Annotated in this window: 13 protein-coding genes; 6 read left to right on the forward strand and 7 right to left on the reverse strand. The window is 60.8% G+C overall.

The features are described 5' to 3' along the window. Positions 1-235 precede the first annotated feature (235 nt). Entirely contained in the window at positions 236-514 is a 279-nt protein-coding gene (locus QMX88_RS26955) for a DUF3509 domain-containing protein (RefSeq protein WP_074891912.1), read from the forward strand. Positions 515-670: 156 nt separating this feature from the next. Here the strand turns inward: QMX88_RS26955 and QMX88_RS26960 are convergent, their stop codons facing one another. The 6 genes from QMX88_RS26960 to aroC form a co-directional block, all read right to left on the reverse strand. Then, complete coding sequence (locus QMX88_RS26960; RefSeq protein ID WP_282373315.1) at positions 671-1,387, reverse strand: helix-turn-helix transcriptional regulator; 717 nt, start codon at positions 1,385-1,387, stop codon at positions 671-673. Between the two features lie 322 nt (positions 1,388-1,709). After that, complete coding sequence (mtnC, locus tag QMX88_RS26965) at positions 1,710-2,393, reverse strand: acireductone synthase (protein ID WP_282373316.1); 684 nt, start codon at positions 2,391-2,393, stop codon at positions 1,710-1,712. A 5-nt stretch (positions 2,394-2,398) separates the two neighbouring features. Then, entirely contained in the window at positions 2,399-2,944 is a 546-nt protein-coding gene (locus QMX88_RS26970) for a 1,2-dihydroxy-3-keto-5-methylthiopentene dioxygenase (protein WP_074891918.1), read from the reverse strand. A 106-nt stretch (positions 2,945-3,050) separates the two neighbouring features. Then, positions 3,051-3,665, reverse strand: coding sequence for a methylthioribulose 1-phosphate dehydratase (locus tag QMX88_RS26975; RefSeq protein WP_282373317.1), 615 nt, complete (start codon positions 3,663-3,665; stop codon positions 3,051-3,053). Continuing rightward, a complete protein-coding gene (locus tag QMX88_RS26980) occupies positions 3,662-4,816 on the reverse strand; it encodes an MFS transporter (protein WP_282373323.1) in 1,155 nt (384 codons plus the stop codon). The genes QMX88_RS26975 and QMX88_RS26980 overlap by 4 nt, the downstream gene beginning before the upstream one ends. 31 nt (positions 4,817-4,847) lie before the next feature. Next, on the reverse strand, positions 4,848-5,939 hold the full coding sequence (gene aroC / locus QMX88_RS26985; RefSeq protein WP_192175043.1) for a chorismate synthase: 1,092 nt from the start codon (positions 5,937-5,939) through the stop codon (positions 4,848-4,850). Positions 5,940-6,066: 127 nt separating this feature from the next. On the opposite strand from aroC, the gene QMX88_RS26990 reads away from it, so the two are divergent. Both QMX88_RS26990 and QMX88_RS26995 read left to right on the forward strand, forming a co-directional pair. After that, positions 6,067-7,062: an alpha/beta hydrolase gene (locus QMX88_RS26990; protein ID WP_192175044.1), complete on the forward strand. Its 996-nt coding sequence runs from the start codon at positions 6,067-6,069 to the stop codon at positions 7,060-7,062. A 134-nt stretch (positions 7,063-7,196) separates the two neighbouring features. Further along, positions 7,197-7,997, forward strand: a complete 801-nt coding sequence (locus tag QMX88_RS26995) for a hypothetical protein (protein ID WP_282373318.1) — start codon at positions 7,197-7,199, stop codon at positions 7,995-7,997. A 264-nt stretch (positions 7,998-8,261) separates the two neighbouring features. Here QMX88_RS26995 and prmB read toward each other — a convergent pair whose 3' ends face one another. Further along, entirely contained in the window at positions 8,262-9,170 is a 909-nt protein-coding gene (prmB, locus tag QMX88_RS27000) for a 50S ribosomal protein L3 N(5)-glutamine methyltransferase (RefSeq protein WP_282373319.1), read from the reverse strand. A 253-nt stretch (positions 9,171-9,423) separates the two neighbouring features. Between prmB and QMX88_RS27005 the strand changes: the two genes are divergently transcribed. From QMX88_RS27005 to QMX88_RS27015, 3 genes are all read left to right on the forward strand, one after another. Then, positions 9,424-10,047: a cysteine hydrolase family protein gene (locus QMX88_RS27005; RefSeq protein ID WP_282373320.1), complete on the forward strand. Its 624-nt coding sequence runs from the start codon at positions 9,424-9,426 to the stop codon at positions 10,045-10,047. A gap of 234 nt (positions 10,048-10,281) precedes the next feature. Continuing rightward, the gene (locus QMX88_RS27010) at positions 10,282-10,602 is read left to right on the forward strand and encodes a hypothetical protein (protein ID WP_192175048.1); all 321 of its coding nucleotides are present in this window, start codon (positions 10,282-10,284) and stop codon (positions 10,600-10,602) included. A gap of 106 nt (positions 10,603-10,708) precedes the next feature. Continuing rightward, positions 10,709-11,269: a Smr/MutS family protein gene (locus QMX88_RS27015; protein WP_282373322.1), complete on the forward strand. Its 561-nt coding sequence runs from the start codon at positions 10,709-10,711 to the stop codon at positions 11,267-11,269. The last annotated feature ends 161 nt before the right edge of the window (positions 11,270-11,430 follow it).

Raw genomic sequence — 11,430 nt, forward strand, 5'->3', positions numbered from 1 at the left:
GTCTCAGTTATGTCCGCAAAGCGCGACTCCCGCCCCGCAGCACTCCTTCACCACCCCCCACTCCGGTAAATTGCAGGATGCACGGGAGGCATTCATGCAAATTGCACGAAGCAGAATTTTTGTAAAACCTGTAAGTCCTTGATTTTATTGACATTTATTTAGCGTCAAAAGCTGGCACAGTCACTGCACTAGTTATTCCAAGCTTGTTATCCCATGAGCAATGGAGCCTCTAGACATGACTTTCATCCAAGAAAAATTCGCATCCGTATTTTCCGATTTCGAAGTCACCACCCAGCCGCGTCCGGACGGTGGCGTTCTGTTGACTCTGCGCAACGAAGAAGGCACCAACATCCGCCGCTGCGTGTCTTACGCTCAACTGCACACCCCAGTGCAACTGGAATGGGTGATCAGCGCGATTCGTCGCGACCTGGCCGCACAAGCCAGCGAGCTGCCCGCTATCTCGATGTTGCAAAGCCAGCACCGTTTTGATCTGCCTACTTATCACACCCGATAAGTACGAAGCCGGAACCTGGCGTTCCGGCAGCAGCACGTTTCACTCTCATCGAAGCATCCCTTGTAGATTCCCGCGATAGTCGATGCTATCGCGGTTTTTTTTGGGCTTTATTTCGCTGAGGGTGACGTTAGACGCTGGCGCGCATTGGGCCTCAGTCTACTGAATGATCCCCCGACACAATGCCTCGCCCACGGCCTGAGCGCGGTTGGTGACCCCGAGCTTGGCGTAGATGCTCTTGAAGTGATGCTTGACGGTTGCCTCCGAGACTTCTTTTATCAGCCCGATCTCCCACGCCGTCTTGCCTTCCCGCGCCCATTTGAGGATTTCCAGTTCTTTCGGAGACAGCGCCCGCGTCTGCAGTTGTCGGCCCTTCCCCGCCACGTGAAGCATCGGCACCAGACTAGTGAGCAGGTAGCGATCGTTGTGGCTCAGCGGTCGCTCCATGCCGTTGAGCGTGCAGATGGTGACGACGCCTTGGTTGGCGCGCGTCTGGCTGCTGTAGCCATAGGAAAACGCCGGAAGCAGGTCGCAATCCTCCACCGCAGCCATGTAGGCCGCAGACGGCGGGTAGGTCTTGAAGGCCTCCTCCCAATTCAGAAAGCCCATGGTGTGGCGGTAGCAACGGATAACCGGGTCTTCAATCATCAGGCGTCCCTGGCAATAAAGATCCTTCCAGTAGCTGTCGACGTTCGACGTGATGCAACTGAGCAGCACGCCGTTGCGATACTGATAAAGCATGGCCCGTTCGCTGCGGCATTCAGCCCGTAGCCAGTCAAGTGCGTTGGCAATGGCCGCATCGCCGTCCTGTTCAGTGATGCTGGTGACCATTTGTTGTATCAACGGACTCAGCGTCCCTGTCTGTGCGTTTTTCATGTTCCCCTCCCGTTTAAAACCATCAAGTTCGCAGCCCCGATGCCCCTTGGATTTTTTATGCATGGCAGCTGAAAACGGCGTCAGGTGCTGTCGTCAACACGACCGCACGAGGCGCATTCAAAAGCTGTCAGGGTGCGACAGGCGAAGGGTTACACAGTCGAGGAGGGTTAAACACAGCGTCGAAAACAAACAGGCATGCCTGACCGTGAAACAAGCAACTTCCCACAAACGAACAAAAACCAACTTACATTTTTCCGCATTTGGATACAAAAACGGCCAATGTCAGAGACATCGGCCGTCGGTTTTCAGCACACCAGATTGATCAGAAAGCGCTGGGCTCTATCGCCGTAAAACTGCTCACGTTGATGTGCCCGTTCAGTTCTCCGCCATCGCGCACCAGTGCGCAGGTGGCCATGCCGGCCTGTTGCGCTGCATCGAGTTCTTCGACGATGTCGGATAGAAACAGGATCGCTTCCGCCGGATGCCCGATGCTCGACGCAATCGATCGATAGGACGCCTCCTCGCGCTTGGGCCCGGAAGTGGTGTCGAAATAGCCGCTGAACAGCCCGGACAGATCGCCTGCCTCCGAGCAGCCAAAGATCAACTTCTGCGCCTGGATCGAGCCCGAGGAGTAGACGTACAACGCGTACCCTGCCTGATGCCAGCGTTTCAGCGCCTCAACGGCATCCGGGTAAACGTGTCCCTTGAGCTGCCCGGCCTGGTAACCCTGCTGCCAGACCATGCCCTGCAATGCCTTGAGCGGCGTGGCTTTACGGTCTTCGGCGATCCATTGCAACAGGATCTCGATGACCCGATCGACACTCGCGTCAGGTTCAGCACTGTCGTTGCGCACGGCCTGCAACTGCGCGGCCACGTCGGGTTCGCCGGCATGCTGGCGAACGAACGCGGGCAGATGCTGCTTGGCGTACGGAAAGAGCACGTCGAAGACGAAGCTCACCGCGCTGGTGGTGCCTTCGATGTCAGTCAGGATCGCTTTGATGGTCATGTTGGTCAGTCCTCCAGGCGCGGGAACTGGCTGGCGATGCTTTCGCCGGTGAACTTGGCCACCCAGCCTTCCGGGTTGTTGAACAGGCGAATGGCAACGAAATGCGGATGCTCGCCCATGTCGAACCAGTGACGGGTGCCGGCCGGAACCGAGATCAGGTCGTTTTTCTCGCACAGCACGGCGTAGACGAAGTCGTCGATGTGCAGCGTAAACAGTCCTCGGCCGGCGACGAAGAAACGCACTTCATCTTCGCCATGCTGATGCTCCTCGAGGAACTTGGCGCGCAGTTCGGCCTTCTGCGGGTGGTCACTGTTGAGGCTGATCACATCGACGGTCACGTAACCCCGCTCGGTCATCAGCCTGTCGATCTGGGTGCGGTAGGCCGCGATGACCTCCTCCTGGCTGGCGCCGGGGGTAATCGGCGTTGCCGCCTGCCAGCGGTCAAACGCCACGCCGTGCTCGGCCAGGGTCGAAGCAATGTCTTCCAGGTGGGTCAGGACCTTGTTGGGCAGTTCGGGGGATGACACGTGGTAAACGGACAGACTGCTCATTGGGGGGCTTCCTCGGTTCGGTCCGCGTCTGTCGGCTCTGGGGCCGATCAGATGCGTTTGATTCAGGCAGTGGGGACGCTGGGTGCAACCATCAACGCTGCAGCGATCAGCGGTTGAGCACGGACAGGGTCTTGAGCTCGCATTCGAACAGGAATTCGAAGGCTTCGATCTGGCGCAAGGCATCGCTCATCTTCGCGCCCCAAGTGTACAAACCATGACCCCGAATCAGGTAACCGGCGCAGTCAGGGTGCTGATCCAGCCAGGGCTGAACCTTGCCTGCCAGCCGGGCGATGTCCTGATCGTTGTCGAAAATCGGCACCACCACTTTTGATTCATGGGTGGAAACGCCGCTGAAGGCTTTTTGCAGCTCGTAGTCCTCGAACACCAGGTGGTCGCCGGCAGTGAGCCGGGACAGCACGGTGGCGTTGACCGAGTGAGTGTGGAGCACGGCGCCTACCGCTGGCTTGCAGCTATAAAGCTGTGTGTGCAGCAGTGTTTCGGCCGACGGCTTTTTGCCCGGTTCCAGGCTGTTGCCGGCCAGGTCGGTGGCCAACACGTCTTCCATGCCCAACTGGCCCTTGTGCTTGCCGGAGACGGTCAGCAGCGCTTCGGTCGGCGACAGGCGCACGGAATAATTGCTGCTGGTGGCGGGCGACCAGCCCCGGGCGTACAGAAACTGCCCCGCTTCGATGATTTCCCGAGCCAGTGCTTCGCGACTCATACGCGCTCCTCTTTCATACATGTGGCGGTCAGGACAGCAGCGGCCACGGCCGCCAGACTCGCAATGGCAAAGGTCCAGCTGGCGCCCAGCGCGTTCCAGCTGTAACCGGAATACAAAGCGCCCATCGCCCCGCCGGTGCCGGAAAGGGCGGCGTACAACGCTTGACCCTGACCTTGCTGGCGTGGGCCAAAACTGCGTTGCACGTAATGCACGGCCGACGCATGAAAGCTGCCGAAGGTGGCTGCGTGCATCAGTTGGGCGACGATCAGAATCGCCAGATGATCGGCCAGATTACCCAGCAAAAGCCAGCGCAATGCGGCGATCACGAAGCTGGTGATCAGCACCTGACGGACACTGAAGCGCTGCAGCACACGGCTCATCGCCATGAACATCAACACTTCAGCGATCACCCCCAGCGCCCACAGCAGGCCAATCATCCCGCGGCTGTAGCCGAGGTGTTCCAGGTGCAGCGTTAGAAAGGTGTTATACGGCCCGTGGCTCAGTTGTATCAATGCGACGCTGACATAAAACGCCAGCACGCCCGGCCTGATCATCTGCCTGAGAAAGCCCTCCCCCGCGACCCGCACGCCCGAGACCACCGGTTGAGCATTCGGCACCCACCAACTGCTGGCGATAATGCCGAGCAGGATCAACAGCAGCAGTTGCGGGTAGTAATCCAGGCTGAACCACTCCAGCATCCGGCCCAACACGACCACCGAAAGAATGAAGCCAATCGATCCCCACAGCCGGATCTGGCTGTAGCGGGAAGTCTGGCCCTGCAAATGCGTCAGCGTGATGACTTCGAATTGCGGCAGCACCGCGTGCCAGAAAAACGCATAGAGGGCCATGACCATTGCCAGCCAGGCGTAGGACGTGTCGACGAGAATCAGGCTGAAACAGGCCAGTCCGCAAATGGCGCCGAAGCGCACGATGGTCAGGCGTCGGCCGGTGTAATCGCCGAGCCAGCCCCAGACGTTGGGCGCAACGCAGCGCATCAGCATCGGGATTGCTACCAGCTCGCCGATGCGCGCGGCGGAAAATCCCAGGTGGCTGAAATACAGCGCCATGTAGGGCGCCGTGGCCCCGAGCAGGGCGAAATAGAACAGATAGAAGCTGGCGAGCCGCCAGTAAGGAAGCGCCGCCACGCTCAGATGACCGCGGCGGCGACGCGCGGCTCAGGCATTACAACTGACCCAGAATCGGCGTGGTGACGCGCACGTCAGCGTTTTGCCCGCGGTGGCGCAGCAGGTGGTCAACCAGGACGATGGCCATCATCGCCTCGGCAATGGGCGTCGCGCGGATGCCGACGCAGGGGTCGTGGCGGCCCTTGGTGATGACTTCGACGGAGTTGCCATCGACGTCGATCGAGTGCCCCGGCGTGGTGATGCTGGAGGTCGCTTTCAGGGCCAGATGCGCAACGATCGGCTGGCCGGACGAAATCCCGCCGAGGATGCCGCCGGCGTTGTTCGACAGAAAACCTTCCGGGCTCATTTCGTCACGATGCTCGGTGCCGCGCTGGGCGACGCAGGCAAAGCCGGCGCCGATCTCGACGCCCTTGACCGCATTGATGCTCATCAGCGCGTGGGCCAGTTCGGCATCGAGACGGTCGAAAATCGGCTCGCCCAGCCCCGGCATCACGCCGTCGGCGACGACCGTGATCTTCGCGCCCACCGAGTCCTGATCGCGACGCAGTTGGTCCATGTAGGCTTCCAGCTCCGGCACCTTGCTCGGGTCAGGGCTGAAGAAGGCGTTGTCTTCCACCGAATCCCAGGTCTTGAACGGGATTTCGATCGGGCCGAGCTGGCTCATGTAGCCGCGAACGGTGATGCCCTGGGTGGCGAGAAACTTCTTGGCGATGGCACCGGCGGCGACGCGCATGGCCGTTTCCCGCGCAGAGCTGCGACCGCCGCCACGGTAGTCGCGGATGCCGTATTTATGGTGGTAGGTGTAATCGGCGTGGGCGGGGCGGAACAGGTCCTTGATCGCCGAGTAGTCCTTGGACTTCTGATCGGTGTTGCGGATCAACAGGCCGATGGACGCGCCGGTGGTCTTGCCTTCGAAGACGCCGGACAGGATCTCGACCTCGTCGGGCTCCTGACGCTGGGTGGTGTGGCGACTGGTCCCCGGCTTGCGGCGGTCGAGGTCACGCTGCAGGTCTTCCAGCGACAGCTCGATGCCCGGCGGGCAGCCGTCAACGATGGCAACCAGTGCCGGACCGTGGCTTTCGCCGGCAGTGGTGACAGTGAACAGCTTGCCGTAGGTATTGCCGGACATGCGGGAGGCTCCGAGGACGTTCAAAAACTCAAGCGCGCCAGTATACGCAGGCTTATGGCGCAGTTCATCCTCGAACCTTATTCATTTGCCCGCGTCCAATTGACACTTTATTGATGACGGTCCTGCAATGCTAAGCGCCTTACCCCTGATTCGCGGCTTCTGGCCGCTGCGAGCGATCATCTTGAGCCTGACCCTGCTGTCATCCATCGCCCACGCCGGAACGCCCGTCGTGCTGCAGCGCCCCATCAGCCTGGACACCGGCACCGGCGAGCTGTTCGGCACGCTGCTGCTGCCCAAATCGGCGAAACCGGTGCCGGTGGTGTTGATCATCGCCGGCTCAGGGCCGACCGACCGTGATGGCAACAACTCCGACGGCGGACGCAACGACAGCATGAAGCGTCTCGCCCTGATCCTCGCCAAGCACAACATTGCCAGCGTGCGTTACGACAAGCGCGGCGTCGCGGCCAGTCGCCCTGCCACCCCGGACGAGCGCGATCTGAGCATCGAGAAGTACGTCGACGACGCGGTCGCCTGGGCCGCCAAACTCAAGACCGACGCGCGCCTGGGCCCTCTGATTCTGATGGGCCACAGTGAAGGCGCACTGGTCGCCACCCTGGCGGCAGAACGTGCGGGCGCCGTCGCGTTGATTTCCGTAGCCGGCACCGGTCGCCCGGTGGATCAAGTGGTCCGCGAGCAACTGCAGGATCGCCTCCCTCCTCCGCTGCTGGCGCGCAGCGAGCAACTGATCGAAGAGATCAAGGCCGGCAAGACTGACAACGACGTGCCCGAACCCCTTCAGGTGGTGTTCCGCCCAAGCGTGCAGCCTTATCTGATTTCGTTGTTCCGGCAGAACCCGACGGCGGCGTTCGGGCAACTGAAAATCCCGACGCTGATCATTCAGGGGCGCAACGACATGCAAGTGGGCGTGGGCGACGCAGAGTTGCTGCACAAGGCCAAACCCGACTCGCAACTGGCAATCATCGACGGCATGAACCACGTGCTGCGTATCGTGCCGATGGACATCAAGCGCCAGCTGGCTTCCTACAAGGATCCGCAGTTGCCGTTGGCCAGCGAAGTGACCGATCGCATCCTGAAATTTCTCGACTCGGTACCGGCCGCCTGAGGCCGGTGCTCTTCTCGTCGACGCGCGAGTCGACGCACGATCCCTTTAGCTTCGTCAGAAACGGCCGATAGCTGTCTGCTGGCATCGTGTGCCGGTGCCATGTGCCGGGCAATGTCGATAACAGGATCGCCGTGATGACAGAAGCAACCATGCAAACCGACGCGGTCGAGCCGACCGATGCCAAAGAAGGCGAAGTCGCCGCGCCTGTCTTGTGGGAAGAAGTGCACGCGGAGCACTTCTCGATGCTGCGTCTGGCGCCCCTGCCGACCGACCGCGCGACCGGCGCCCGCCCGCTGCGCTTCGTTGAATTCGGCAAGGCCGAGCGCCACAACAAGGAATTCAGCCTGCTGCGCATGACCTATCAGTTGCCGGGGCAGAAGACCCGCAAAGAACAGAATTGTCTGGATATCTGGGTGGATCACGCCAATCGCAGCGTTCGCGTGGGCCCGGCGTCCGGCTTGCAGATCGATCCGTGGAACCGTGGGCTGGGCCGTTTCATGCTGGCCCAGGGCATCGCCTGGGCGCAGAAACGATGCGCCGCGTACAAGATTGAAGGCGTCGCACTGGCGAATAAGGATGCGCTCAACGAGGACACGCGCCTGCGTCGCGATCACTTCCTCAAGACCCAGGGTTTCGAAGTCGTCTACGCCGATGCGCAACACCTGAAAGGCACCATCAAGGACGCCAAGGTCGGCAACCTCAATAACACCTGGAACGCCGACAAAATCCAGATCGTGCAGATCCTCGACGCCGCGCAGATGTTGCAGCAGGCCGAACAGAGGATTCAGGAACAGGACGTCACGATCAAGAAGTCCGAAGACAAGGTCAGCAAATACCGCCGGGACGACGCCGGTTTGCGCTTCACCATCGCCTGCCTGGTCACCTTCGCCGTGTTTCAGGCCGGCCTGCTGATCTGGATTGCGACGCATCGGTGACCTGGCGTTAACAGGGCAAAGGCCGGTGTGTTCGAAATCAGATTTAGGGTGTAACGACCGACGCCTTCCCGGCTGAAGCCGGTCCCACTGTTTGACCGCGTATCCATAGTAGGACCGGCTTTAGCCGGGAACAGGCCGGTGTGTTCGCCATCAGATTTGCGGTGTGACGTCCGACGCCTTCCCGGCTGAAGCCGGTCCTACTGTTTGACCGCGTATCCATAGTAGGACCGGCTTTAGCCGGGAAGAGGCCCGCCGATTATCTGATTAGATCCGCGCTGCAAAGACGTCTTGATGATTGCGGCACTGCTCGGCCGTCAGCATGAACACGCCGTGGCCGCCGCGTTCGAATTCCAGCCAGGCGAAATCCACTTCCGGGTACAGCGCTTCGACGTGAACCTGGCTGTTGCCGACTTCCACGATCAACAAGCCCTTCTCGTTCAGATGGTTTGCAGCCTGGGCCAGCATGCGCCGCACCAGATTCAAGCCGTCGTCACCGCAGGCCAGCGCCAGCTCGGGTTCGTGCTGGTATTCGTCAGGCATGTCGGCGAAATCTTCGGCATCGACGTACGGCGGGTTGGACACGATCAGGTCAAAACGCTGGCCCGGCAGGCCGTCGAAACCATCGCCCTGTACGGTGTACACGCGCTGGTCCACGCCATGGCGTTCGATGTTCTGATTCGCCACTTCCAGCGCCTCAAACGACAGGTCGGCCAACACCACCTCAGCGTCGGGGAACACGTCGGCGCAGGCGATGCCAATGCAGCCGGAGCCAGTGCACAGGTCGAGAATGCGGGCCGGATCGCTGGCCAGCCAGGGTGCAAACCGCTGCTCGATCAGTTCACCGATGGGCGAGCGCGGAATCAGCACGCGCTCGTCGACGATGAATGACATCCCGCAGAACCACGCTTCACCCAGCAGATACGCCGTGGGCACACGCTCGTCGATGCGTCGCTTGATCAGGTGTTGCACCGCCACCAGCTCTTCGTCTTCAAGGTTGCAGTCCAGGTAACTGTCGGCAATTTCCCACGGCAGGTGCAGGGCGCCGAGGACCAACTGGCGGGCTTCGTCCCACGCGTTGTCGGTGCCATGGCCGAAAAACAGGTCTTCCCCGTGGAAACGGCTGACAGCCCAACGGATATGATCGCGCAGGGTGCGCAGGCGGGAAGTGATCACGGCAGACTCCTTGAAAAAACGACGGGCGATTCTATCAGCCATCCACGCAACAAACGATCCCGCACCGGGTGCAGCGGCCTCGCGCAAAACTTTCCACAGTCTTTACCTCGTTTTGCAGGCACTATGACAGCAACCGCGACCTGCTCGACGGCTTGAAGCCCGGCAAAAAAGCGAGGTCTGTGAGCATGGCGATTCACAGAATCGCTCTGCCAGTGGACAATGTGGCAAAAGCCCCACTCGAAGGAGCCCCCCGATGTCTGTTTCAAACACTGGTCCCAAGACCATGTTTCAACTCAGTGGCCGTGAATACGCAGCGGCCACATTAAGTAATGCCACCCTGATCATCATCGATGCGCAGAAGGAATACCTCAGCGGCCCTCTCGCCCTGACTGGCGTTCAGGACGCCATCGACAACATCGTCAAACTGGTCGCTGCCGCGCGTGCAGCGAAGTCGCCGATCATTCACGTGCGTCATCTGGGCACCGTGGGCGGAATGTTTGATCCCCAGGGCGAGCGCGGGCAATTCGTGCCTGAACTGCAGCCGCAGGGTGACGAAATCATCATCGAAAAACGCCTGCCGAACGCGCTGAACGGGACCGTCTCCACCGACGACCGCACCACGCTGCACAGCTTGCTGGAGAGCCGTGGCCGGCTGGACCTGGTGGTGTGCGGTTTCATGAGCCACTCCAGCGTCAGCACTACCGTGCGCGCGGCCAAGGACTACGGGTTTCGCTGCACGCTGGTGGAAGACGCCTGCGCCACCCGCGATCTGCCGACGCCGAGCGGCGTTATCAAGGCCGAGCTGGTGCAGCAGGCGGAGATGGCAATCATGAACGACAACTTCGCCAAACTGGCGCTGACCAAAGACCTGATCTGAATCCTCCCTCAACAGGAGCTGTTGCAACGAGCTGACTGCGCATGCCCCTCGCGCGGATCATTTTCCGGCAGCTCCTGAAGAAAAGGCGTACAAATGCAGTCGTCAGGCGGGGTTAACCCTGTTCACCTGACCGCCTATCCGTAATCGATTCGTAATGCCCCTGAAACCTGGCCAGGCGGGAACCACCCCCACGCTGTGCGGGTCAGAGCGCCGATACCCATAGAGGAAATCGGAATGAAAATATCCGATGGTTTTGATGCCCGTCGCCTGCGCCCCAAGGGCCAGGGCAGCTGGCGGATGCGCATTATTGCAGCGATGTCAGCCGTTCTGGCCACCGCTGGCGTGCTGCTGGCAATGGCCGGTGTCGCCAGCCTGATCGGCAACCCCGTCGCACTGGGCGAACTCAACGCCAGTCCAGCGGGCGCTGCGGTCACAGTCATCGTCGGTTTGTTGATGCTGTATGTCGGCATCTGGTTCTGGCGCCGCAGTCGCCGCCGCCGCCGTCGTGCCGGCGAACTGAACATGTCTCCCCACCTGATGAAGAAGCACGACTGACCTTCGCGTCATCCGCTGCCGTTTAATCATCGAAAGCCCTGATCATCGATAGTCGCGCCGATTCTGGCGTGACGCGGTTAAACTGGCCCCCTTCGCGGAGACCACCATGCAAGACGACGATTTTTCCCTGTTCAGAAGTGAGATTCGCGGCGTAAAGCCCATCAAGACTGAACATGCGGACGTAGGAAAACCCAAAACCGACCGTAAGAATCTGGCCAAGCTGCGTCAGGCGGCCACCGTGCGCTCCGATTCCACGATTACCGTTGATGGTCTGTCAGACCAGTTCGTGATCGATGTCGGCCCTGAAGACACGCTGTACTGGGCCCGTGACGGGGTGCAGGAAGGCCAGATGCGCAAGCTCAAGCTGGGGCAGATCAGCTTTGAAGGCAGCCTGGACCTGCATGGCATGAGCGTCGAAATGGCGCGCGAGACGATGTGGGAATTTCTCGCCGAGGCGGCAAAACTCGAGGTGCGCTGCGTGCGGATTACCCACGGCAAGGCGGTGCGGCTGGACGGCAAGCGGCCGATGATCAAGAGCCACGTCAACACGTGGTTGCGTCAGCATCAGCAGGTATTGGGATTTGCTTCCTGTATTGCCAAGCATGGCGGCGCAGGCGCGGTGTACGTGATCCTCAAGCGGACCATGATGGAAGGGCGTGACGAGTAAGGCAGGCGTCTGCCGACCAGTCATTGTGGGAGCGACACCCCCGCTCGCTCCCACCGCTCATTAAGCGCTTATCCGATCAACGCGGGCCAGGACCGCCGCCACCGCCACCGCCGCCACCCGGGCCACCGCCTTCATAGTGACCGCCGCCACCACCGCCTCCG

The sequence above is a fragment of the Pseudomonas sp. PS02290 genome (assembly GCF_029960075.1).
Classification (GTDB): domain Bacteria; phylum Pseudomonadota; class Gammaproteobacteria; order Pseudomonadales; family Pseudomonadaceae; genus Aquipseudomonas.

What these genes read in the sequence shown, in the direction of transcription:
- QMX88_RS26955 (WP_074891912.1), top strand. Translation starts at nt 236, where the DNA reads ATGACTTTCATCCAAGAAAAATTCGCATCCGTATTTTCCGATTTCGAA.
- QMX88_RS26960 (WP_282373315.1), bottom strand. Translation starts at nt 1,387, where the DNA reads ATGAAAAACGCACAGACAGGGACGCTGAGTCCGTTGATACAACAAATG.
- mtnC (WP_282373316.1), bottom strand. Translation starts at nt 2,393, where the DNA reads ATGACCATCAAAGCGATCCTGACTGACATCGAAGGCACCACCAGCGCG.
- QMX88_RS26970 (WP_074891918.1), bottom strand. Translation starts at nt 2,944, where the DNA reads ATGAGCAGTCTGTCCGTTTACCACGTGTCATCCCCCGAACTGCCCAAC.
- QMX88_RS26975 (WP_282373317.1), bottom strand. Translation starts at nt 3,665, where the DNA reads ATGAGTCGCGAAGCACTGGCTCGGGAAATCATCGAAGCGGGGCAGTTT.
- aroC (WP_192175043.1), bottom strand. Translation starts at nt 5,939, where the DNA reads ATGTCCGGCAATACCTACGGCAAGCTGTTCACTGTCACCACTGCCGGC.
- QMX88_RS26990 (WP_192175044.1), top strand. Translation starts at nt 6,067, where the DNA reads ATGCTAAGCGCCTTACCCCTGATTCGCGGCTTCTGGCCGCTGCGAGCG.
- QMX88_RS26995 (WP_282373318.1), top strand. Translation starts at nt 7,197, where the DNA reads ATGACAGAAGCAACCATGCAAACCGACGCGGTCGAGCCGACCGATGCC.
- QMX88_RS27005 (WP_282373320.1), top strand. Translation starts at nt 9,424, where the DNA reads ATGTCTGTTTCAAACACTGGTCCCAAGACCATGTTTCAACTCAGTGGC.
- QMX88_RS27010 (WP_192175048.1), top strand. Translation starts at nt 10,282, where the DNA reads ATGAAAATATCCGATGGTTTTGATGCCCGTCGCCTGCGCCCCAAGGGC.
- QMX88_RS27015 (WP_282373322.1), top strand. Translation starts at nt 10,709, where the DNA reads ATGCAAGACGACGATTTTTCCCTGTTCAGAAGTGAGATTCGCGGCGTA.